At 43.2% G+C, this 24,894-nt stretch carries 13 protein-coding genes; 3 read left to right on the top strand and 10 right to left on the bottom strand.

Annotation, left to right across the window (positions count from 1 at the left end):
* Window positions 1–27: 27 nt before the first annotated feature.
* From B050_RS0111745 to B050_RS0111785, 9 genes are all read right to left on the bottom strand, one after another.
* Window positions 28–2,946, bottom strand: a complete 2,919-nt coding sequence (locus tag B050_RS0111745; protein ID WP_018474115.1) for a SusC/RagA family TonB-linked outer membrane protein — start codon at window positions 2,944–2,946, stop codon at window positions 28–30.
* A 29-nt stretch (window positions 2,947–2,975) separates the two neighbouring features.
* Window positions 2,976–4,841, bottom strand: a complete 1,866-nt coding sequence (locus B050_RS0111750) for a RagB/SusD family nutrient uptake outer membrane protein (RefSeq protein ID WP_169336257.1) — start codon at window positions 4,839–4,841, stop codon at window positions 2,976–2,978.
* Between the two features lie 35 nt (window positions 4,842–4,876).
* Window positions 4,877–7,993 (bottom strand): SusC/RagA family TonB-linked outer membrane protein, encoded by a 3,117-nt coding sequence (locus B050_RS0111755; RefSeq protein ID WP_083923279.1) that lies wholly within the window; start codon window positions 7,991–7,993, stop codon window positions 4,877–4,879.
* Window positions 7,994–8,392: 399 nt separating this feature from the next.
* The gene (locus B050_RS0111760) at window positions 8,393–9,877 is read right to left on the bottom strand and encodes a sulfatase family protein (RefSeq protein ID WP_018474118.1); all 1,485 of its coding nucleotides are present in this window, start codon (window positions 9,875–9,877) and stop codon (window positions 8,393–8,395) included.
* 113 nt (window positions 9,878–9,990) lie between these two features.
* Window positions 9,991–11,115, bottom strand: coding sequence for a PKD domain-containing protein (locus tag B050_RS0111765; protein ID WP_229802407.1), 1,125 nt, complete (start codon window positions 11,113–11,115; stop codon window positions 9,991–9,993).
* Between the two features lie 90 nt (window positions 11,116–11,205).
* Window positions 11,206–12,831, bottom strand: a complete 1,626-nt coding sequence (locus B050_RS0111770; RefSeq protein ID WP_018474120.1) for an arylsulfatase — start codon at window positions 12,829–12,831, stop codon at window positions 11,206–11,208.
* Window positions 12,832–13,022: 191 nt separating this feature from the next.
* Complete coding sequence (locus tag B050_RS0111775; protein WP_018474121.1) at window positions 13,023–14,066, bottom strand: GntR family transcriptional regulator; 1,044 nt, start codon at window positions 14,064–14,066, stop codon at window positions 13,023–13,025.
* 541 nt (window positions 14,067–14,607) lie between these two features.
* On the bottom strand, window positions 14,608–15,708 hold the full coding sequence (locus tag B050_RS0111780; RefSeq protein WP_026235832.1) for a glycoside hydrolase family 88/105 protein: 1,101 nt from the start codon (window positions 15,706–15,708) through the stop codon (window positions 14,608–14,610).
* Window positions 15,709–15,714: 6 nt separating this feature from the next.
* Window positions 15,715–16,626 carry a DUF4861 family protein gene (locus B050_RS0111785; RefSeq protein WP_018474123.1) on the bottom strand — a complete coding sequence of 304 codons (912 nt, stop codon included), beginning with the start codon at window positions 16,624–16,626 and terminating at the stop codon, window positions 15,715–15,717.
* A 592-nt stretch (window positions 16,627–17,218) separates the two neighbouring features.
* Here B050_RS0111785 and B050_RS0111790 point away from each other — a divergent pair.
* The 3 genes from B050_RS0111790 to B050_RS0111805 all read left to right on the top strand — a co-directional run bounded on the left by B050_RS0111790 (window position 17,219) and on the right by B050_RS0111805 (window position 23,402).
* Complete coding sequence (locus B050_RS0111790) at window positions 17,219–18,949, top strand: glycoside hydrolase family 43 protein (RefSeq protein ID WP_018474124.1); 1,731 nt, start codon at window positions 17,219–17,221, stop codon at window positions 18,947–18,949.
* 97 nt (window positions 18,950–19,046) lie between these two features.
* Window positions 19,047–21,896 (top strand): glycosyl hydrolase, encoded by a 2,850-nt coding sequence (locus B050_RS0111795; RefSeq protein ID WP_157492761.1) that lies wholly within the window; start codon window positions 19,047–19,049, stop codon window positions 21,894–21,896.
* Window positions 21,897–22,229: 333 nt separating this feature from the next.
* Window positions 22,230–23,402 carry an HYR domain-containing protein gene (locus B050_RS0111805; protein WP_018474127.1) on the top strand — a complete coding sequence of 391 codons (1,173 nt, stop codon included), beginning with the start codon at window positions 22,230–22,232 and terminating at the stop codon, window positions 23,400–23,402.
* Window positions 23,403–23,724: 322 nt separating this feature from the next.
* On the opposite strand, the gene B050_RS0111815 is transcribed toward B050_RS0111805, so the two are convergent.
* A complete protein-coding gene (locus B050_RS0111815; protein ID WP_018474129.1) occupies window positions 23,725–24,894 on the bottom strand; it encodes an efflux RND transporter periplasmic adaptor subunit in 1,170 nt (389 codons plus the stop codon).

Here is a 24,894-nt window from a genome sequence, read left to right on the forward strand (position 1 = left end):
CTTCAGTTCTGTTTAAATGGAATAGCATTAAAATTGTACACTGACACCAAGATTATAGGATTTGATCAGTGGATAATTGATATTACTTCCTGCTGCCACTTCTGGGTCAAAATCCTGATTCGGAAGATTGTCGAAGGTGAGCAGGTTGAGACCACTTATATAAAATCGAATGGACTGAGCATTCAACCGATCTGAAACCTGGGTAGGCATGGTATAACCGAGCTCGATATTTTTGAGTCGTAAAAATGAGCCATCTTCGATCCAATAATTAGTAGTACGGTAGTTGGTAGTATTATTTCCCAATCGAGGATATACAATATCTTCGCCGCTGGCCGCCTTTTCAGGAGTCCAGGCATTTTGCATATACTCGGTGAAGTTATCTCTATTTGCCCATCTACCAAATCCTGAAAGCAGTACATTCCTGCCAGTGGCACCATTAAGGAAGATGTTGAGGTCAAACCACTTATAGGTGGTCTGTATATTGAGACCAAAGAAGGTTTGAGGCACACTTCCACTGGCCAAAGGAGCAATATCCTTTTGATCCACTAGACCATCTCCATTGAGGTCTTCAAACTTGATATCCCCAGGGATGGGAACTCCACCTAATGCGGACTGATCTGCCCAATTGTCAATTTCTGACTGGGAGTTAAACAGTCCTGCTGAGCGATATCCCCAGTATTGACTAATCGGATAGCCCTTACTTCTATAAGGATAAGCAAAAGTATCATCATAAGGCACCTCGGCTAGATCGGTAATTTCATTTTTAGAATAGCTCATATTCGCTCTCAAATTGATATACCAGTCTTTGGAAAGGTTTTTGGCATATCCTGCAGCCAGCTCAAAGCCTCTATTGAAGGAAGAACCTATATTGGCAGGTGGCAGTGAAGCTCCACCCAGTCCCATCATCCCATTAGGAATAATATCGATGTTTTGGACGACCAAGTTTGAGTTGTCATTATAGAAGAAATCAGCACTTAAATAGAGCGAATTGAGCAAGTTTGCCTCTACCCCAATATTATAATTGGTAAAGGTTTCCCATTGGAAATTCTCATTGCCTAGCTGGTCTTCCGTTCCATTTGGATTCCAGCTGGTGATGTATAGAAATTGATTATTCCCATCATAATTAAAGGCTGCATTTCCAGTGACACCCACCGTAGCTTTCAGCTTCATATAGTTTACCACTGTGGAATTTTTCATAAAATCCTCATTGGAAAGTACCCATCCTAAGCCTAGGGAAGGAAATACCCCATATCTATTGTCCTTAAAGAATTGCTCCGAACCTTGATAAGCAAAATTGGCCTCAGCTATATATTTACTATCATAGGCGTATAAGAATCTCCCGGAGAAGCCTAAATAATTATTAGGCAATAAAATTTGCTTTTGTGCGCGGTTTTGCTCCCCTAAAAGGGTGGCCATTACCTCATGTTTTTGATTAAAAACACGGTTATAGTCCACTCGTGCACGGAGGTTATACATATAGTAGAAGTACTTCGTTTGGCTGTCGGACAAGGTGGAATTGGAGGTCCCCGGAATCAGGGCATATCCTAATGAATCTGCGCCGCTGATATCGGAGAAGGTGGTCACCTCATACGATTCATAGGAGCGACTCCTTTGCTGAGAGCTCCTTGAAAGTACATCAAAGGAAACCTGACCAGAGACAGACAGGCCTTTGATGGCATTCAGCTCCTGGCGTATCCCGAATGTATTACCCAGACGGGTGACGGTTTCGGCTTGAGAGCCTGTTCTATTAAGGTATCCGAAGATGGATTGGGTATTTCTAAATTCGATTTTATCACGCTTTACTAGCACTTCTCCATCTGGGGTAAGGTCATTATAAGCATTGTTTGGAGTTTCATAGAGCTTGGATATTGCATAGTCCCAGCCTTGTCCCGGACCAATATACGGGGAATTATTGCGCTCCAGATAGCCCCCAACATTCACCCATACCTCTGTGGTTGGGGAAAGGGTGATATCTAAATTGGTTCTGAAATTAAAGCGGTTGGATTTTGATTTGGAATTATAGCTATATTCATCAAAAGGAACGTTTTCAAAAAGACCGCTTTGATTCATATAACTTACGGAGGTGAAGAATTTCATTGCATCATTACCACCTCTAAAATTTATATTTAACCGGCTCATCAGGGAATAGTCTTTCATAAAGTCCCCTACCATATCCCTTACTGGATAAAACTCCGTGGAATCCGCCAAGCGGTATCTTTCCATCTCATAAGGAGTGTAAAACTGAGTTCCACTTTGGTCAAGGCCATTGCCCCCAGAAGCGATATCCTGAGCATCTGCGTATAGGGTATCGTTGGCCACTCTTTGGTTATACATTCTGGTATAGTCGTATGCTGAGACCAGGCTAGGCAAGCGAGTAGGACTCTGGAATGCCTGATCAAAAGAGATATTGATTTTGGACTTACCGTTAAACCCTCTTTTAGTTTCAATAAGAATAGCCCCTGCACCGGCACGCATGCCATACATCGCACGTGCTGCCCCATCTCTTAGGACGGTAACACGCTTAATTTCGTGGGGGTCTATTCCTTGCGGATCACGCTCTATTCCATCCACCAAAAACAAAATAGTATTGGCATTTGGAGAATCCTGGCCTCTTACCTGAGCGGAGAATGTCTCCAAGCTAGGCTCACCGCCGGTTTGAATGATATTCAAGCCAGGAAGACGGCCTTGAAGAGCGATCATGATATTAGAGGAGCGGCTTTTTACCAGCTCTTCTCCACTTATGGTCACCACGGAGCCATTTACATAAGGCCTTCGCATGGTACCAAAAGCCACATCTACCGATTCATTTTCTACCTTTCCCTCTACGATCGTACTGTCCTGAAGGACGCTTTTGGATAGCCCAGCAGTATAGCCGTCCTTGCTTATGAATAACAGCGTCAGAAGAGCCAGGGAATATATATAGTTAACTTTTACTTTTATCTTCATTTTAAATATCCTTTAAGGTCTTTGAATGATTATTGCCAAGCTTCAGGTTGATCCAGATTAGGGAGCAACTTTTTATCCACGATAGGGATAGGCAGCACCTTATACTTTTCGTTGTGACATTCCCAAGTAAATGGCATTTGATACCGCGAGTGCTTAAATTCTCCCGGTCCTACCTGCTCGACTTCCATTCCGCTGATGGTATTGTAATTTTGATCACTAATAATATCCCATCTTCGGATATCATAGAACCTATGATCCTCCAGCACCAATTCTACTCTTCTTTCATTATGGATTCTCTTCATGAGCCATTCGTTATTGCCTGCCATATAATCTGGCACCTGACGGATGGAAGGTTGATTAGCTCTCAGTCTGGTCATATCCAGGGCATCACAGGCCTCATCAAATCTCCCAGCGCCACAGAGCGCCTCTGCATAGTTCAGGTAGATCTCTGCATATCTCATCAGGATAAGGTTTTGATTTACCCGAGCATTAGCCTGGCCCTTTGTTCCGGCACCATACCAGAGAGGATCTCTATCTTTGCCGTAGTAGTAGCCTGTAAAGGTTTTTTTATCATCTCCTGAGGAAGCATTGCCATTGGATCCAGTGCCTGGTGCATTCAGGAAGGTCCATACGGTGATGGGGCCTAGCTGATAAGACTGTCCAAAAGTGCTACCGTTATAGAGTATATCTCTGTAAAACCGATCATCACGATTGGCATAAGGGTTATTTTCATCATCATATCCTGCGGCAAGAGCCTCAGCCGTGAAGGTTGGGTTGGCATGGCTGGCATCATAATTTTCGACGATCAGTGCTCCATTTTTCAGCTCATAAGAATCCACCATCTCCTGAGAGGGAGTTTCCCCTGCCTTATGGTTTGGAAAATTACTTTTCTTAGGTCTGGCTGTGGCCAAGTCCATTCCATGAACATTGGAGAATTGTCCTAGTTGGCCTCTATATCTCCAGATTACCTCGGTGGCTTCCACATTCTCTCCCATATTGGAGATATACATTTTCTTAGTATTTTCAAATGACTCTAAAGAATACTGATTTAGATCCAGGAATGATTTTGCGGCAGCCGCCGCAGCGGCATACTTAGCTTGATCTCCAGAAGGATTATTGAGCGGGCTGGCATTATATAGAAGCACACGGGATCTCAGTCCATAGGCAAAGGACAGTGGTACCCTGTATTTATCATTGGTATTAAAGGGCTCCCTTTTCATAGGAATATTGCCATTGGCTATCACCTCATCGAGTTCAGCAACGATCTGATCAGTAATCTCCTGAAAGGTAGGTCTGGACACATCATCCCAACCATCATATCCCAGATCTGGAGTTTCATACATGAATGGCAGTGGGCCATACATACTGATCAATCTGATATAATAAAAGGCCCTGAGAACCCGCGCTTCGTCCACCATCAGTCTCCTATCGGCCATCGGGAGTTCTTCTTCGGAGACGGTGATATTGTCCACATTATTGATTAGGGTATTGCACTGACGTATGGCGCCCCAATAGCGACCCCACCAGCCCACCTGTGGGCCCATATATTGATTTCCTGTATTACGGTCTGCCCAGATTGCAGCAAATGAAGGTGACAAAAGTCCTGACCTCCAGTTTTCCATACTTTGACCTTGTGAGTCAAAGGCATTATCTGTCAAGGATTCCTCAGTGGTCCAAAAATACAGGTAAGATCGATCCATCGGTAATCCCAAATAGGAAGCGGTAAGCATGCCGCGGATTTTGTCTGGATCACTTAGCATCCCCGCCAGATCTTCTCTAGAATCATCCGCCCGGTCCAAAGCTTTCTCAAAGATTCCCTCGCATGAAGGCAGAACGAAAAGTGCCGCTAAGCCTATCAAAAGGATATGTCTGCTTATATATTTATATTTTTTCATCTCTTTATTCTTTAAATCTATCATCTAGGTCGCGATCAAAGGGTGATGTTCAACCCCAAATTATAGGTGGCAAATATGGGATGGCTGAGGGAGTTAGATACTTCCGGATCCATCACTTTATATTTCATATTATCCCAAAGGCCCACATTGGCACCATTGAAATAAACCCTAAGATTGTCTATCCGCAGTCGGCTTAGCAGGGATTCTGGTAAGGTGTATCCCAGCTCCACATTTCTCAGTCTGATATACCACAGATCCTGTATCCAGTAATTGCTTGGCTGCTTACTGACCGATACGCCGTCCACATGCATACGAGGGTAAATGATCTCTTCCCCATTGGCGACTTTCTCCTCTGTCCAGGCGCCCTTATGATGTTCAAAGTAATTTTTATAACTATTGAAGGCATTGCCATTCCAATCTTCTACGCCCCTGCCAGTGACATTAAAACCATAATTGCTCACGCCGTGAAATAGGACGCTAAAGTCCACTCCCTTATAGGACGCATTCATCGATGCTGAATAGTTAAATTCCGGTACATTGGGAGACTGCATAGGGACCTGATCTCTTGGATCCACAAGACCATCACCGTTTACATCCTCATATTTAAGATCTCCGGGGAATACTTCTCCACCCAAGGTGGTTTGATCTGCCCACTCATCGATCTCCGTCTGATCTTGGAAATAACCCAGGGCATTATAACCCCACATCGTGCCTCGGCGAAACCCTTCCTGGCGGATAGGATAAGCGTAATCATCTCCTAAAGATGCCTCATTGATGCTGATCACCTTATTTCTCGCAAAGGAGGTACTCAGCCTTGAGGATAGGGTAAATCCTGAAGGGAAATGATTGGTATAGCCCAGGGAGGCTTCAATGCCTTTGTTGGTCATCACCCCATTATTAGTCGGAGCTAGGCTCAGCTGACCAAAGACATAGGTTGGAATATTACTATTCGTAATAAGGATCGAGCTTCTTTTTTCATAAAAGACATCCATATCCAATTCAAAGCCATCCAGGAAATTAACTTCCACTCCCAAATTGGCCTTATTACTTACTTCCCAAGATACATTGGCATTGGGTACTGAGTTTTGATATACTGGAGCAGGAAGACCTGGCATCCCTCCAAGGCCGGCAAAATACCCTCCTGATCCTTGCGTCCAGTCATCTACATAGATAAATCGGGTATTGGATATCTTATCATTTCCTACCAGGCCAAATGAACCTCTAAACTTCAGGAAATCGATAAATTGAGAGTCTTTTAGGAAATCCTCCTCACTGGCCACCCATCCTAAGGAGAAGGAGGGGAAAAAGCCAAATCTATTGCCAGGAGCAAACTGCTCTGAACCATTCATACCGAAGTTAAACTCGGATAGATATCGGTTACGATAAGCATAAGTCACCCTACCGACCAGGCCTACATAATTATAAGGCACTTGGATATTGATCACTTTTTGGCTTTGCAGATAAAGAAACTGGCCAGTGACATTATGGTCGTTAAACTTCCGCTGATAGTTTAATGAAGCCTGAAGGTCAAAATTGGTATAGAAACTCTGAGTTAAGATGGAGTTTAACTCGGTGTCATTACCAGCTCCAGGCAAATAATACAGGGAATCCTGTGCGCCAGAAGTATCCAGCTCGCCAATATAGGTCTGATAAGTCCTATTAAATCCCCTAATATGGGAGGCTCTGGAATCGTAAGATGCCATCACCCTTGCCGATAGACCTTTGGTGATGAAATCAAGATCTTGCTCTAAGCCTAAGGTGGTATTAAGGGTATTGTCCGTGGAAGTTCGGTAACCCGTTCTATTTAAGTTGCCATAAGGTGTACGGTCAGCCCCAGGCACACTTACCACCTCACCATCTGAGTTCAAATCTGGATAAGAGATAGCTGGAATATCAGCATATGCTGCCATCTGAAGGTAATAAAAGGACCCTGTGGTGGCAGCATCATTGCTGGCGCCAAAAATGATGGGGTCATTCTTATCTTGCAGATAACCTGACAAATTTAACCAGCCTCTAAGGCCCTTATTGATTTGCATATCAATATTTGCCCGGTAATTAAATCGGTCAAGACGCTGCTCATTATCATAGTTATATTCATCCCAACGTTCTGTTTTGAAGGGCCCACCTTGACGCATATAGCCGACACTGGTGAAGTACTTGGTTTTTTCGGTACCCCCACGCACATTGACATTGGCTTTCATCATCGGGACGTAATCATACATGAGTTCCTCGTAGAAGTTTCTATCCACATAATAGTCCGGCAGGTATCCATTGGCATAAGCATCAAATACCTCTTCCGAAAAAGCAGGAGGAGTATTCCCACCAGTAAACTGATTGTGTTGCTCAATGACCGCATTACGAGTATTCATATAGTCCACGGCTCCCATAGGCTGAGGCACACGGGTGATAGACTGTAAGGAATAATTTAAGTTTCCAGTAATCTGAGCTTCACCGGCCAGGCCTTTTTTGGTGGTGATAAGGATCACACCGTTGGCACCTCGTACCCCAAATACAGCTGTTGCAGATGCATCCTTCAGTACGGAAACTGATTCCACATCATAGGGGTCGAGAGTAGAGATCTCACGCTCCACGCCATCCACCAAGATCAATGGACTGGAATTATTTATGGTCGCTTGTCCACGGATGAGGGTTTGTACATTTTCGCTTCCTAGCTCGCCATCTTTGAGCATCACGGTAAGTCCGGGAAGCTTACCCGCCAGACCGGTAGTCAAATTGGCCGTAGGGCTGCGGACGATGTCTGCGGAGCCGATGGTAGATATAGCCCCAACTACACTTTCCTTCTTTTGGGAACCATAACCTACCACGACCACCTTACCCAATTCCATAGAATCCTCTTCTAAGGTCAAATCAATAATGGAGCTGTTTCCTACCTCCATTCGCTGAGGCTTAAAACCGATAAAGGTGAATACAATCACATCTCCCTTTTTGGCTTTAATCTCGTATGTTCCATCCAGGTCGGTGATAGTCCCTACCATGGGCCCGCCGCTGGTGTTTTCGAGTATTACATTTACCCCTATCAGAGGCTCTTCATCCGGACCAAGTACGGTCCCTCTCACTGTTGCCTGTTGTGCATAGCCCTGCATACAAACAACGCATGTAAAGAGCAGTATCCAGTAAATCTTCCTTTTCATATATTAATTGATTATATGGGTTAATTAATTTGTTTTTAATTGAATGAAAATCATTTGTTTTATTATAAACTGCTTCGATTAAGCAGTTGTCAACAGTACCAATATTAGAAATATAAGGCGCAGAAAGCATCCTGCCTCCTACTGCCTACACCTAGGCATTTTCAATAATTCGAAGTGAAATCATAAGGTAATTCAATAATTTATAATAAAAATTGAATGTTTTTCAGGAAATAGTAAATATCAAGCTCTATTCTTAGGTAAATTATACATGCATTTTCGGGGCTGCCGTATAGGCTACAAATCATTTTCCATATATAAAATAAAAAAGGTGCTCTCTATCATGATAGCGACCACCTTATGAGGTTATTTAATTAAAACTGAGTAGTGTTTTAGATTGGTTTATTTAACCGTATTTAATTCATGTAAAAGATCATAAGGCCTCGAGGTATAGTTGTATTGCCAGGTCTCCTCAGGCATGACTTTGGCAAAATCCTCTGGCCCATAAAATGCATCACCAAACTGCTCCATCCAGCTATAAGTAAGGGTGCGAAGGGCCGCTTTGGTATCATGGTAATCGGGGTGATAAAACAAATTATTCAATTGATAAGGATCCTCCTGACGGTCAAAAAGCACATTGCTTAGCTCCAGAGAATCCTTGCTCATGGAGAAGGTAAAGTCCTTGGTGATCACTCCCCGCCAACTATTATTGTTTCCCTTTCCTTGCTTAAGCACCCATATAGGGACCGAATTCACCGCTTCATTATCTCCCTGAAGAATAGCATCGGAAAGGTCCCGCCCATCATAATCCTGCTCGTCCTCCAACTCTAATAAACCCAGCAGGGTGGGCATAATGTCCAAGGCACCAAATAGCAGTGAAGTCCGTGATCCCTCCTTCAATTTTTTTGGATACTTCATTATAAATGGAATATGACTGGAATAATCATGCGGATATTGCTTTGGTAGCAGAGCATTATGGGATTCCAGCATATCTCCATGATCAGCAGAAAAAAGGGTCAGGGTATTATCCTCCTCCCCTATTTCTTCCAGCTTGTCCATCAATAAGCCAAAAGCTTTGTCCACTCCAGAAACCATGGACATATATCCATGATACATCCTCATCCTGTCCGCACTTGCTGCCAGCCCTGGCCGCAGCCGGATCGAATCCCTTTCGTATAGCTCCATTAACTCGTCCATGGTGTCATAACGATAATGCATTTTCCCGTCCTCACCCTTAAACTTCCCCCAATCATGAGGTGGATGCCAGCTAACTATTAGTGCAAAGGGCTTATCTTTATCTATTTGATCCAAATAGGCTATCGCTTGATCCGTTTGCCCATAAACCTCCCATTCATCAAAAAAATCCTTTTCTCCTTCATCATTCCAATAAAAAGCCTTCCCTGGCCGGAAATCCACATGACAATTATTCGTCAAAAGGCGGTCAAACCCATAGCGCATCTCCCCCTGCGGTATAGGCCGATCCCGATCGCCACCGAGCAAATGCCATTTTCCTATATATGCGGTTTGGTACCCCTGTTTCTGGAGTATCTCTCCCAGGAGTTTTGACTGATTGGGAAGCAGTGGTGCATCATTGACAAAAGCCCCATTCTTCAATGGATGCATCCCGGAAAATAACATCCCTCGAAAAGGCGTACAGGCAGACTGGTTGGAAAAGCAATTTTCGAATAACAAGCCCTCTCTTGCAAACTGGTCCAGATTTGGTGTTTTTACCTGACTATTGCCGTAGGCGCCAAGCATATCATAGGAATGCTGGTCAGATAATACAATCAACAAATTGGGCTTTTTCTGGACTTCCTCCTTCGCTTTTCCGCAGGAAATCAATCCTAGACTAATCCATATATAGCCAATCCAAATTGCTCTTTCCATAAGTAGAATAATTTTATTTATGCCAGATTTTTATTAATCCAGCCCTATATCAGGGGGATTTCATACCTCTCATGAAGTTTTAGGAATATATAATTTCAGTGATCCGGCATATGCTATTCGGTCACGACATCCCATACTTTGGACCGGACGGACTGCCCTGCTGCTCCTGTCGCCGTAAGCACCACGGTCCACTCCCCTGCTTTGGAGTAGGTATGGCTGGGGTTCTGCTCTGTAGAAATTTGCCCATCTCCGAAATCCCAATGCCAGGCCGTCACCTGTCCAATAGACTTATCCATAAATTGGATCCATCGCTTCTGCCGATCCAATTCCACGAAAGACCAATTGGCCTCAAGGGCTTTTTGGTACTCCTCCTCCAAAGGCATAAGACGAAAAACATTGAGGTATGAAGCGTCATAGATCATCCTGGTATCATGCGCGAGATTCATAAACCCCTCAAATTTCCCATGGTTTGTATCATAATCGATGACACACCAGGAAAGTCCAATGGCTTGATTTTCCTTCAACTCTGAGATTTTGGAGGACTCAATTCCCTCTACTGCCGCATAATCAAAGGGGGTAATATAAAATTCCATTTGTAGCCTTCCACTCTCGCCATGGACAAAATCATAGTCGTAGGCCACATTGAAATAGGGAAAGTCCTTGATCCATGGAGTATTTCCCCAAATCATAACAGCATCTTTATTTTTCACTGGAGTAAATACATGATAATTCTGTGCGTGAGCACCGTGCCCATTAAAATGAAGCGCTTCCTGCGGAAACTTTGTCGTATTGCCATTATGCCTCTTGATGAAAGGTCCCCCGGAAAGGTCCGCATCCACCACCAGCTCAAAAATATCCTGACTTAATGCCTTATCTTCAAAACTCCAAAAATCATCATAGGCCTCTAGGTAGAAATATAGGCGGTTTAGATCCTTAACCCAGGCCACTTTTACGGTAATATCATAATCTGCAGAATCCAAGGTCTCTAAGGGCTCACCTTCTGTTTGCAGCAGTTGATCCAAGCCGATATTATAGGAATCAGGCACCATATCCCAATCCTCAAATTCCCCATCAATCCGAGGTATCCTGTCCTGTGGAAATTGAAATACTTTATATTCTACATCTGGATTCGAAAAGGACATTAAGAGTATTCCTAATAATACGACGATTCCGCTATGAAGCGGAAGGGCAATGACCTCAAGTGTATTCCAGCTATTTATTTGAACAAATGCTTTCATATATTTCTTTTTATTAAACGCTACACTTTCCCCTGGCTACTTAAGCAAAGCCAAGGTTTTTTATCATAAAAAGGACATAATAGGAGGATCTTAATTTAAGGGATACTTGCTTTGAAGTTTGGTGGGCATAGCGGAAGGAATATAGTTATTACCAGTTCCACGGTCACCTTGGGGCTTATAATGCGGGCTATTCTGCGTGCTAGTCGGTTCATAATTGGACTCACCACTTTCGGCCTTCCACCAACTTAGCCACTGCTGATTGAGTTCACGGAGTTTGCTTTTATTTTGACTAGAGAGATCTTTGGTTTCTAGAGGATCTTCCTGAGTATTATAGAGCTCCCATCCGCTACCATCCACTTCCACCAGACTCCAATCTGCGGTTCTGATGGCTCTATTGTCCATAAATTGAAAAAACATAGGTTCTTGTCGGGACCAGTTTTGGCCTTTTAGCAAGGGGGCAAATGATTCTCCAGCGAGTGATTTATCCGATTTTTGCTGAGCCATATTCTGATCGGAAGGGCTGGCAATATCCATGAATGTCGGCAGGATGTCCACCACATGTAGCGGTGCAAAGGAAATCTCCCCCATCTTTTTAATAGTGCTTGGCCACCAGGCAATCGCTCCGGTTTTCACACCACCACCATGTTGGCTTATTTTATATAGTCGCTGTGGGGTGCCACTTGCATAGGCCCAGCCAGTTCCCGGTTGATAATTTGAGCCTATATCCCCAGGAAGGAGCCCTTTTTGCAGCAACTGCGCGTCCATTACCGAAAAGGAATCCGTACCATTATCACTCAAAAAGACAATCAAGGTGTTTTCATCCTGGCCCGTCTCTCGAAGACTCGCCATTAATTTGCCAATGCCACGGTCCATGCGCTCCACCATGGCCGCATATACTGACATCCTCAGATCCTCCAGATCCTTCTGAGCATCTGTCAGTGTTTCCCAATCGGGTAGATTTTGCGGATAAGCAGGCAAGGGAGTGTCTTTAGTGATTATACCTAATTCAATTTGTCTTTGGATCCTCCTATCGCGGCTGGCCTGCCATCCTGATAGATAAGACCCACGGTATTTCATGATATCCTCTTTAGGTGCTTGTAAGGGATTATGTGGTGATTGATAACTGAGATAAAGAAAAAAGGGCTCTTTCTGTGCCGAGGTGTCCGCCTTCACAAATTCTACCGCCCTATCGCTAAAGGCATCAGTGCTATAGAATCCGGGGTCGAAATCATTAAACTCTTGGTCATTTATACGATAATCGGCGCTTCCATTAAAATAAGTCGAATATCCACCTAGAAAACCAAAGAAGTAATCAAACCCCTTATCATTGGGTTTGCCCTTTAAGTGCCATTTTCCTATCAAGCCTGTTCTATATCCTTCATGCTGTAACTTTTGCGCTAGATTTTCCCCGTTTTCTATGCCATATCCCACCGCTGGCCACCATTTACCGGTCAGCATAGAACTTCTTGAAATGACGCACATGCCTGCATTATGCATGTTTGGTAAGCGAAGTCCCTCCTCCGCCAGCTTATCCAGCACGGGACTCTCTATCTCCCCACCAAAACTCCCCAAATCACTGTAACCAAGATCGTCGGCCACAATAAGGATGATATTGGGCTTCCCGGGGGAGGATGGCGCCTGCGGTGCACAAGCAAAAAATAATGCTGCTCCTACAAGCAGCAGGAATAAGCGCTGAACGATTACGATTTTATTCATTTTTTGTGCTTGTATCTTGGTGCATTTCTGTGTGAAATAATGGTATGTATCCTTATGGGGGAAATAAATATCCTATAGGATAGATCATAAGGGAAGATTAGTAACCTTCTGTAAGACCGACCTTTGCAGCTAGTGAAGTGTGGAATTTCGTTAGCGCAATTTTGATCTATCGTTTTCAGTGAACTTTACTATTATAGACTGCCTCTGTCGATGAAGTCAAAGTAATTTTGCACAGTTTCGCACTTGTTCTTTTTCAACATATAGGCGACAGAATCTGCCATCACCTCAAAGTCAGTACTGAGCACGGAGATATCCAGAACCTTCTTAAGTGGGGTGTCATTATAGGAAATTACGCCTACATCATGGCCTAAGCTAAGCTCGGTATTTCGGGTCTGTTGCAGAAAATTGATCAAATCTTCCTCATCAATGATGATATAGGCATCACCAGGTTCAAATTCCATATCTGGATATATTTTATCAATAATCTCAGAATTACAATTCATGTCCTCACAAAACATCTCAAAGCCATCTTTGATTTCTGTGGGATATGGGTAAATATGGTTTTCTGGAAATACTAAGATGATTTTTTTGTACATACTAATTTTTTCAGCCCCGGAAGTCAATGCATTATAGATATCCATTTTGAAATCCTGATAGATACAAGGTACCGTTTCCTCTAAGGCTGGAAGGTGCTTATCCATCAATAGGAGTTTGCCGGTAGGCATCTTCCTAAAATAATCAATCGCTGTATCCACGATCTCCTGCTCATCATTGAAGTGTGGCATGACTACAAAATGATCATACACAAGCTGATTTTCAGTAAGAATCTCCAATAGATAAGGTGCATTACAATGGTGCACACGGACGTCCACCTGATAGTCTGCCCCCAGTGCGTCCACAAAAGAGTTAAAAATCTTAAGCTTATAATTGCTCAACTTATTCAAGATGATCATCACCTTGGTTTTGGTCAAATTCACATTTCTAGTGACATAAAACCCCTTACTCATCTCTGAAGCTATCACTCGTTTTTTTCTCAAAAAATTCAGTGCCTTTACAATAGTGTCTCTCGAAAGCCCTGTATTCTCACGTATTTCGGTAATGGAGGGTAATTTCTCCCCTACTTCAATGTCTTTACGCTCTATGGCCTGAAGGATCAAGTCGGATAACTGTCTATATTTGGGAACACTTGAGTTATCATTAATTCTTCCATCAAAAATATCGACTTCTGTAATCATAATATATTGGGTTTTGGGTTAATGTTATTTTCACTCAGTGAGAGGCTAATGACAAGTTCCACACTGGTGGGTTTTCTTGGATAAGAAAGCAACTTTATACACGTACATCTCACTATAAATCATAGGTTTTTTTTCGATTCCCTTCGGAATAAAAATAACCCATAGTCGCAGCAAACTTTAATGTAATTGGGGCTTATTACTAGTGCAATGGTTAAATATACTAAACCATAGGCTGAATAGTAACCTGCTTCCTACTGCAACTGTATGATAAACACTTTATACTAAGCAGATGAATAGAATCTTTTTTGGGTAATTAGGGGCTAAGTGCGTAACGATTCGCTGACAACACTTCACTATTAGTAAGAATACCTCAGTCCAGGGTGATAGAAAACTGGAGTATTTCCTTTATAATTCCAAAGATTTCGAAAGTCTAATAAGTACAAATAACCATTTATTAGGATTAAATCCTACACTTATACCTTTTGGCTATGCTATTAAGAATGGATCAAATTTGTGATGGAAAGAATTTCCAGTAGGAAAATTATTTTTTCACCAACTTATATACCTCAGAACCAGCATTAAGGAATCCTCCTACTCCAAATATCGCAGTGGTGTCGGGGTCAAAAGCCACAGGAAAGCCACCCACGGGCTGGATATTGGTTAGCCTCCCATTTTCCAGCTGTCTAAGACATAGCGCCTTCCAGCCATCACGGACTGCTGGCTCATAAACCTTACGATCCAAAAGACCATTATTTATACCCCAGGCCAAAGCATAAACAAAAAATACAGAACCGCTAATATCATCTTGAGCTGGGTGATTTTCATCTAATAAACTAGGCGCCCAAGTTCCATTTTCCTTTTGAATACTAAGTAATTTGGTACTCATCATTTTATAAATCCCTTCAAAATAGGAACGATCAGCATGATCGTCTGGGAGATATTGCAGCACTTCTACCAAAGCCGCCATTACCCAGCCATCTCCCCTAGCCCAAAATACTTTCTGGCCACCCGGAGAAATTTTAGTAATATCACGACGGTCATGGAAATATAAACTATCCGCCTCGGACCAATACCAGTCTTGCGCTTGCTTCCATTCCTGAACCATATAGTCTATATACTTCTTCTCCCCTGTCACCGCTCCCAGGCCGGTCCATACCGGAGCAGCCATATAGAGGGCATCACACCAGTTCCAGCGCTCCCGATTATACCTAAGCCTTATCAGCCCATCAGCTCCCACTATGGTTTTCTTTGGTGGATTGGCTAATATCCAATCAAATTCGGCCCTTACCTTTGCGATCATGGAAGGGTCTTTAAAATGCTCTGAAAGCTTTAGATAAGACAGGCCTACTGCATGATCATCAGCATGATATTTTCGATCACCGATATTCCAGGCATTTTCAGTCCCAATATCCTGTACTTCCACGAGGTATTTATCATTTCCGGAGACCTCGTAAAGATCCGTCAATCCCATATAGAAGGGTGCACAGTGCCATTCCAGAGGCCCAAAAGGGCTGGGATTTGAAATTTGCCACTCTGCCGCCTTTTCCATTCGGGTGAGGATCACCTCCTCATCAAATACATCTTCATGAGCCTGATAGCTCAGCATGATCCATAAAAACGAAAGTAAATTGATGCTATACATATCTAATTATTTAGTCGTATGAAAAAGTGAATGTTCTGACAGATAAGATTGCCATTCCGCAAATGATTTGATTTCTCCCGCCTTTTCCCAGCCATATCCAGCCTGGTAGTGGACCTGCCCTTCCTTGTCTGTTTCGGTAATGAATAAGGCATTCCCCTCATCTTTACGCTGCGCATCGACCAACTTGAATTCTCGGATGTGCTTAGGATTCATCATTATTCCAGTCCCCAGTCCATAGCCATCTATATTTTCCCAGCAGGCCAGCCACCCAGAAGACAGCTCCCTGCTGACCTCCGCCTTTCCATCATGGGTCGTAATTCCTATTGCGATTGGGAGGTTTACTGCTATCTTCCCATTCTTCCAGAAAGTAGAAACCGCCTCATAATATCGGTTTCCCAGACGAATGCTGATCTGCTTTTCTTCCTTATAGTGATCACCAGCATACTGCCATTCGTAGCTTAGTACAAATTTGGTGTCCTTTGTTTTTTGTTTAATAATCTTCCATTCTGTATAGGTGTCAGAGCTAATTAGCGAGTCTCTGGCCCACAACCCCAAACCTCCGCAGCCTCGGGAGGAACCCACGTGATAGGGATCGTAGCCCTCTCCATGATCACGATGGTAGGATTTCTTCTCTACATTTTGCTTATACCATTTATCAATGATGGGATAGTGTACTCGCTTCAACCAGCAGTCAATCCCACTATCTTCGGGCCGATCGCGCATAGCAGGACCGTATGCCCTGAAGGCCACCAAATCATTTTCCCATGCAAAATCATCCGCACGTTCAGGAATATATCGGGCATAGCTGCTCTCCCTGGTTTGCTTATGGCTATGACAAGAAGCTAGTATAAATAAGCTAATTAGTGCTATATATAATCCCTTTCCAGTAAGAGCTCTCCTCATGGTTATTTTTTTCATTCTATACTTTTAAATTTTTCACTAGTGAAATTTTATATTTAATTATATAAGAGCCTATCCTTGCAGGAGCCTTGAAGCTTATATATGATGCCAATACCAATCGACTTCTCTATCCTTTATTCTCAGCCGTAGCCCCAAGATCTTTAAGACCCTGTATATATCAATGATTGCCGTCTATCTAGCTCGGTTTTTAAATTTATCGACAAAAGCAAACCTATTTATCCTGCTGCGTGATGCCAATACAAAACAGGATACTTTAGCCCCACCTTATGCCTACATTAGAGTGAATTAGAATTGCTATTATCTCAAAACCTCAGTCAGAGAAGAAGAATGAAAGTGGGGCTACTTTTATAAAATCAAATTGCCCTCTCGTCTAATTATCGGAATTGAGCATTATATAAATAGTATTTGGCAAGGTTTCTAAGCGTCCAAGTTTATAATAAGCTTGGTTTTTTATTAGAAAAAATTATTCGTTTTTAAATAACATTTCATTAATAACCAGCCCATATAACACCTTATTTTCATAAGACCACTCATTAATTATTCTATTATGAATCAGCACTAGCTGTTACCTCCCCCCAAAAAAACCACTATGAAAATTACGATAAACATCCTAATGATTTCCTTTTGCCTGATATCCACTCTGCATGCTCAGCAAACAGGCAGTTGGGGAGATCAAGGAGACGGCACCTATATCAATCCAATCCTCAATGCAGATTATCCTGATGTTGACATAGAGAAAGTTGGCGACACCTATTATATGATTTCTTCCAAGCAGCATATGTCCCCGGGGATGGTAATCCTAGCGTCTAAAGACATGGTAAATTGGGAGACTATAGGTCATGTATGGGACCATCTATCATGGGATGATACGTATGACTGGGATCAGATGAATGGCTATGCTTTGGGTGTATGGGCGGGTGATCTGGCCTATCATGATGGTCTTTGGTATTGCTATGTAATAGATCGGAATAAGGGCTTACTGATGAGCAGCGCCACAGATATACGGGGACCATGGACTAAGCCCCATCAAATGCTTCCCCCAGAGACTGTAATTGATGATCCCGCAGTATTTTGGGATGAGGATAACCATCAGGCCTATCTAATCTGTAATACCGGAGGCATTCACAAATCCCCCGAAAATAAGATCAAGGGAAATGAAAATAGGCTTTATAAAATGAGTTGGGATGGCAGAGAAATACTTGATACTGGCACACTCATCTATACTGGCCCTGGAGCAGAAGCTGCCAAAATATACCAAATAGATGGCCGCTGGTATATATTTATGGCAGAATGGTTTTTTGGGGAGCCTCAGACTCCTAGAAGGATAGATATTCCGGCCAATGACCGAAAGCAACTCGTCCTTCGTTCGACTAGCGAAAGCATCTATGGACCATATGAAAAGAAAATCGTAATGGAGCGCGGTGAAGGACAGGAACGTAGTGCGAGCCAGGGCGCCCTGATGCAAGCTCCTGATAGCTCCTGGTGGTATAGTCATCAACTTATCCAAAATACCGCCACGCCTTTTCAGGGAAGGCCCCAAATGCTTGAGCCTGTAAGCTGGGTCGATGGCTGGCCAGTAATTGGTGTGGATGAGGATCAGGATGGAATTGGAGAACCTGTGCATCAGTATAAAAAGCCCATCCAAGGTTTTCCTATTACCGCTCCACAGACCGACGATGACTTCTCCGCAGAGCAGCTTAACCCACAATGGGAGTGGAATCATAATCCACGGGAATCCCATTGGTCCCTTAGCGAAAGACCAGGATGGCTACGGCTAAAAGCCAGCAACCCAATATCTGAGGATGGTGCCAAAGGCCCCGGTAATAATAGGTGGTCTGATTCCAAAGCAAGTAGTTTCCCCTTCTGGCGAGCATCCAATACCCTGAGCCAGCGTATCATGGGCAACAGTACTGGCACCGCTGTAGCCAAAATCGATATTTCAACCATGGCTGAAGGGCAATGGGCAGGCTTTGTGAGATTTGGAGGTGTCTATCATCTCCTCGCCGTACATATGGATGATAGGGGTAAGCGCTACCTTTACTTTGTCAATTCTGAGGGAAATAAAACAAAAGGACCGGAAATCAAAGCCAATACTATATATATCAAGACTTCGAATAAGGGAAACCAAGCCCATTACGAATACAGCCTGGATGGAGATTCTTTCAGCAATTTCGGACCAAACTTCACCTTGAAGTTTGGAAATTGGACTGGTGATAGGCTGGGGTTCTTCTGCTGGAATGAAAAAGACGAGCAGGGTTATATCGATATAGATTATTTCAGCTACGACTATGACGGCCCAAAAGCTGCCGATACCCATTAAATCATTAGCGACACAAAATTTTTAATTCCTCATTATGGTTCCTGGATTATATTCTCAATTTGGTAAGACTATGCCATTAATTTATATAGTAGTTTTTTTGACTAGCCATTTTTTTGCCTGCTCAAGCATTGATGTGCAGGAGCTGGAAATAGAAAGGGCTTTTATGAACCCACCAGACTCTGCACGAGCGCATACCTGGTGGCACTGGGTGGATGGGAATGTTTCCAAAGAAGGCATCACCAAAGACCTCGAATCCTTCCGTGCAGTTGGGATCGATGGATTCCAGCTCTTCGATCTTGGCCTGGGCTTTCCAAATGGTACGGCAGTCTTTAATTCCCCCACCTTTCATGAAAATATTACTCATACCATCTCTGAAGCAGAGCGCTTAGGGCTGGAAATGGGCATCAATAGTGCTTCTGGTTGGTCAAGCACAGGAGGCCCCTGGATAGAGCCAGAGCATTCGATGAAAACTATCGTGTGGAGCGAGCAGTCCATCAATGCCAGTACGCAGCATCCCCTGCACCTTGCACGACCAGCATTGAATGAAAAGCAACAGAAATATGATTTCTATGAGGATGTGGCGATAATTGCCTTTCCCACACCCCAAAATACCCGCTATCGTCTTCCCAACTGGGAGGCAAAATCCATGACAGATATACAAACCAGACCGGATGGATTTGTCCCTAGTCAGGAAACGGCCCCGTTGGCGGCCATTATTAGGATGGATGATATCCTCCTGCTTACCGACCAGATGGAAGCCACGGGCCTGCTAAATTGGAAACCTGAGTCTGGGGACTGGACGGTACTTAGACTTGGCTATACCACGACTGCTGCAGTGACTCGGCCAGCTTCCCGAGGGGGGATAGGCTTAGAATTGGATAAGTTGAGCAAAGAGGCTGCTATCCTTCATTGGGAAGCCCTATTGGATAAAGTTATCGCTGATGCTGACCAAAGGGAGGCCTTTACGACCCTGCTTATAGATAGCTATGAAGTAGGTTGCCAAAACTGGACCGATGGATTTGAAAATACTTTTCAACAGAGAAATGGCTATGACTTGCTTCCTCGTTTGGTATGTCTTACCGGTAGGATCGTGGAAAATAGTGAATATACTGAACGTGTACTATGGGATTTGAGAAAAACCGTAGCCGATGAGATGTTTGAAAATTACTTTAAGTTTTTTGCAGAAAAATGTCACGAAAATGGTATTAAGCTCGCTTCCGAGCCATATGGCACAGGTTCCTTTGATGCGGCTCAGGTGGCCGCCCTAGTGGACTTACCGATGACCGAGTTTTGGCATACTGATAAGCCTTGGCCAAAGAGAAATCTTTGGGAATGGACGAGTCATATCGCGGCCTCGGCAGCTCATCTTACAGGTCGGGCTGTGGTGGGGGCAGAAGCCTTTACTCGCATGGCAGGGGACTGGACTGTACACCCGTACATAATGAAGGTATGGGGAGACCGTGCTTTCACGATGGGCGTAAATCGCTTTTATTTTCACACCTCCGCCCATCAGCCATGGAGTGATGCCATAAAGCCGGGGATGACCATGGGCAGGTTTGGTTCTAATATACACCGCAATAATACCTGGTTTTATCAGTCAAAAGCATGGATGGATTATATCGCACGGTGTCAGTATATCATGCAATCCAGCCGATATATGACCGATATCCTTGTGATGTATGGTGATGAGCGTGGTTTCAATAGTTTTATTGGTAATAAGGAACCTGTGGATATGGAATATATCGATGGATATAAATTTGATTTAGCAGGTATAGGGACCTTAGACCATTTATCAGTGGATGAGCAGGGGAATATCCGTGCTAGCCATGAAGGCAAATTGATCGATAATAAGTATAAATTATTATACCTAAAAAGAAGTTCCTTCATGCGGCTAGAGACCATAGAGAAATTAGCTGATTTAGCAGATCAAGGGGCATTGATAATAGCCCCGAAACCTCAACGTACTCCGGGGCTCACCGATTATATAGTGAATGATCGGAAGCTTGCTAAGATAATTGAGAAGTATTGGGATACAGGTATTATCCAATTGCCTGAGACCTACGAGAAGTCGGTCAGGGAAATAATGCCTGATTGCATTTTGCCAAAAAAATTCGAGTATTCCCATCATAAATTGAATGATGGAGACTATTATTTTATTTCAAATCAATCCTATGAAGCTAAGACACTAACGGCCAAATTTAGGGTTTCAGGAAGACAACCTGAAATTTGGAACCCTGAAACAGGTGAAATTTCCGTAGCAACAAATTGGAAGCAGTCAGAGAATGGAAGTACTGAGGTAGGTCTGGAAATGAGTCCGGCAGGCGCAGTATTTGTGGTATTCAGGAAGGATACAGATCTTCAGGAAGTCTCCACTCCCAGCCCTGTATATGAGGAGATTTTAGCGCTCAACCAAGATTGGGAAGTTATATTTGACCCTAACTTTGGCCCCAAAGCATCCCTTATTTTCCGCAAATTGATTCCTTGGAACGAGCATTCGGATGAGGAGGTAAAATACTATTCGGGCACAGCCAGCTATATAACGCAGTTTGATTTTGATGCACAGCCTAGCTCCGTGATTTTGGACTTAGGCAGAGTGGATGTTATTGCGGAGGTATTCCTCAATGGGACTGCTCTCGCCACTTTGTGGAAGCCTCCCTTCCAAGTTGATATTTCGGATCACCTCAATAAAGGTAAAAATGATCTGGTCATAAAAGTCACTAATCTATGGCCTAATCGCCTGATCGGAGATGCTAAGGAACCTGAATTAGCAGAGATAAAAGGAAAAACTTATCAGGCTTTCCCTGATTGGACCCAAAACGGTGAAATTCCATCCAGCAGCAATAGAAAAACCTTTACCCCTTACGAACATTGGAAGGCAGATGCACCATTATTGCCATCTGGCCTGCAAGGTCCCGTCAAGCTTATTCGCCAGGAAAAAAAACACTAAAATCGATTTAGTCTAATTATATGCCGTTTAGCCCTTATATACCTAAATAAATTTCATTCATTCTCTCTTACCTGAACTATATACACCATAACGAAGCAGAATACTCTTTAGCCATTAAGTAATTGGTAGTTTATAATAGATAATTCTATGGAATGGTAATCTTCTAGTTTATGCTACCTATCCTATTATTTTAATACGAATAGTTCGCCATGGCTATAGGGGTGATCACCAATGATCCCGCCCAACCAGTATTGCCAGACTTCATAGAAAGCCCAGAAATAAGCATGGATAATATGACCTAATTATTGCACCTGGCAAGATTGCTATCCACCGATGATTTTGAGCAAAAACCTGACGGTATATCTGGATGAAACAGGAAATGCCAATATCAGTCCACAGGATATGGATGGAGGCAGTACTGATCTGAGTGGAATCAGCTCTTATACAGCTTCCAGAACTGCCTATAGTTGTGAGGATATTGGAGATAATGAAGTGGTATTGACCGTAACAGATGCTTATGAAAATGCAGTTTCAGGTACCAGCACCGTGACCGTACTTGACAGCATCCCACCCACAGTTGCGCCATTGAGTACCATTACTGTGGGAAATAACACGGGTGTTTGCGGTGCAATTGTTAATTTTGATATCGAAGCCTCGGACAACTGTGGCATTTCTTTCATCCAAAGTACCCCCGCCTCTGGAAGTGAATTTACAAATGGAAATACCACTGTCAATATACTGGTAACCGACCACAGTGGGAATAAAACGGCATTATCCTTTGAGGTAATCGGGATAGATGGCGAAGTTCCAGTCATACATCTGACCACTGAGTCGATTTCCATGTGGCCACCAAACCATGAGTACCAGAATTTTGATGTATCAGATTTTGTAGGTTCGGTAAGTGATAATTGCTTAGACCTATCTATAGACAATATCCTGACCCTATCGGTAAGCTCTGATGAGGCCGATAATGGTCAGAGAGATGACAATACCACCGAGGATATCGTCATCGGTGCAAATTGTAAATTTGTTGACTTGAGAAAAGAAAGAGCAGGTTCCGGGGATGGCAAAGTCTATACGATAGAGCTTGCTTTCTATGAGGAAAATCACAATATAAGTCTAGAGCAAGTAAGGGTCACCGTCCCCAAAAATAATAATAGCCCCGCAGCTGACAATGGGCTGATGTATTCGGTAGGAAGCCACTGCACTGCAATTCCTGCAGGTAAAATGTCTATCAATGAATCCGAAGGAACATCCAATGATTATCAGAATAAATTAGGGGTTTTCCCAAATCCGGTGACGCAAAATTTCACGATCGATTTTGGGGAATTGGGGACTGTTCAGGTGTTAATTCATAACAGACTTGGAGCCTTGGTTTATGAAAAAACCGTATCAGAATCCATCCTTCAGCTCTCCAAAGGAAATTCCTTCCGCAGTGGTGTGTATATAATCACCCCCATTGACCAATTCGTTGATAAGTACGATCAAAAACTAATTATTGATTAAATCAGTCGTGCTTTAAAGACCAATTATATGGGTAACTAATTTAGGAGTTGAATAGTAAAAGGCCTTCTCACAATAATGAGAAGGCCTTTTCTTTGATTAAATATAAATTCCCTTTGATAAGGGGGATTAGGATTAGACTTAAGATCCTTTTGAGCCAAAGAAAATAACCGCAAATCATCCATTACCATCCAAATCTGGGCTATACGCATTGGTTCAAAATCTGTTGACCAAAAGTTAAATTTCGGAAAGGTTGATCTTAGAAGGTATCATATAAGGGTTTTTTGGGACAATTATATTCCTCCATCCCCACTAGCAAAATCTCTTAATGAGAATGTCCTGCCTCACTTTTATTTTTCTCGGCTTTCAAATAATAAGCTTGGTTTTGGACGATATTGAGGGTGGAATCGACTTTTGACATAAAGGAAATCCCAACCCAGTCATTACTTTGATTTTGGGTGATGACCTCAATGGGTTTAAATACCCATTCTTCTCCCTCTTTTTCTGCCGAGAAGACATAGTTTCGCTCATTTTCGGAAACGATAGCTGTCTCGGGCACCGCCAGCTGCAAGGTATCCCCTACCAAAACCTGCCCTCGGACATACATGCCCGGGATGAGCACCCCTCGTTTATTCTCAATTTCCGCATGCAAATGTATGGCTTTTGGATTGTCCTCAAAGGATTTTCCGACAGCATATACCTCTGCGATAAGATCCTGCTCCGGGACTGATTGCACCTTAAATCGGACCTTCTGACCTTCATGGATTTTGTGAATATCCTTTTCGTACACCATCAGATCGGCATGGATATGATCTATATTTTCTATCTCAAACATCTCAAATTCCGGTTGTACATATTGTCCCATCTTGATATGTACCTTCTTCACATAGCCGTCTAGCGGGCTTCTAATAGGGATTTTATTTTGAATATCCCCCTCTTTGATTTTAGAAACCTGAAGGCCGAGAAGCTCAAGTTGCTTTTCCAAGCCCAGCACTCGTGCATCCATGGCCTTGAGTGAGGCATGGGTACGCTGCAGGTCTCTACCGGCGCCTACTTCCTCATCGAGGAGGGTTTGCTGGCGCTCATATTCTTGTTGCAGAAAGTCCCTTTCGTAGAATTTCTCGATATAATCACTTTGGATTTGGACGATTTCCGGATGCGATATATATGCCAACACCTGCCCTTTGCTGACCTTATCACCTTCAATGATGGTGATACTTACCACATTGGCCCCAATCATACTGGTGATGGCGGCTTCATTCTGAGGCGGCACTTCCAGCATCCCATTGGCTTCTACATAACTGGTTAAGTTGCGCTCTTCTACCGGACCCCATTTCAGACCGAGTGCATCTACTTGACTTTGGTTCAGGTGCACCCCATCATCATGGTGCTCCTCATGTGGGTCCTCTTCATGGGAGGATTCCGTCTCCGAGCTGTTGCCACAACCTGAAAAACTTAAAAGCAGAATTAAGGATAATATATAGGAATAGTTCAT

The sequence above is a fragment of the Echinicola pacifica DSM 19836 genome (genome assembly GCF_000373245.1).
In the GTDB taxonomy this organism is placed as follows: domain Bacteria; phylum Bacteroidota; class Bacteroidia; order Cytophagales; family Cyclobacteriaceae; genus Echinicola; species Echinicola pacifica.

Bases quoted from the DNA above. Each gene is read 5' to 3' on its own strand.
- B050_RS0111765 (WP_229802407.1), bottom strand. From the start codon at position 11,115: ATGAAAGCATTTGTTCAAATAAATAGCTGGAATACACTTGAGGTCATT.
- B050_RS0111750 (WP_169336257.1), bottom strand. From the start codon at position 4,841: ATGAAAAAATATAAATATATAAGCAGACATATCCTTTTGATAGGCTTA.
- B050_RS0111790 (WP_018474124.1), top strand. From the start codon at position 17,219: ATGAAAATTACGATAAACATCCTAATGATTTCCTTTTGCCTGATATCC.
- B050_RS0111755 (WP_083923279.1), bottom strand. From the start codon at position 7,993: ATGAAAAGGAAGATTTACTGGATACTGCTCTTTACATGCGTTGTTTGT.
- B050_RS0111780 (WP_026235832.1), bottom strand. From the start codon at position 15,708: ATGTATAGCATCAATTTACTTTCGTTTTTATGGATCATGCTGAGCTAT.
- B050_RS0111760 (WP_018474118.1), bottom strand. From the start codon at position 9,877: ATGGAAAGAGCAATTTGGATTGGCTATATATGGATTAGTCTAGGATTG.
- B050_RS0111815 (WP_018474129.1), bottom strand. From the start codon at position 24,894: ATGAACTATTCCTATATATTATCCTTAATTCTGCTTTTAAGTTTTTCA.
- B050_RS0111745 (WP_018474115.1), bottom strand. From the start codon at position 2,946: ATGAAGATAAAAGTAAAAGTTAACTATATATATTCCCTGGCTCTTCTG.
- B050_RS0111785 (WP_018474123.1), bottom strand. From the start codon at position 16,626: ATGAAAAAAATAACCATGAGGAGAGCTCTTACTGGAAAGGGATTATAT.
- B050_RS0111775 (WP_018474121.1), bottom strand. From the start codon at position 14,066: ATGATTACAGAAGTCGATATTTTTGATGGAAGAATTAATGATAACTCA.
- B050_RS0111770 (WP_018474120.1), bottom strand. From the start codon at position 12,831: ATGAATAAAATCGTAATCGTTCAGCGCTTATTCCTGCTGCTTGTAGGA.
- B050_RS0111805 (WP_018474127.1), top strand. From the start codon at position 22,230: ATGATTTTGAGCAAAAACCTGACGGTATATCTGGATGAAACAGGAAAT.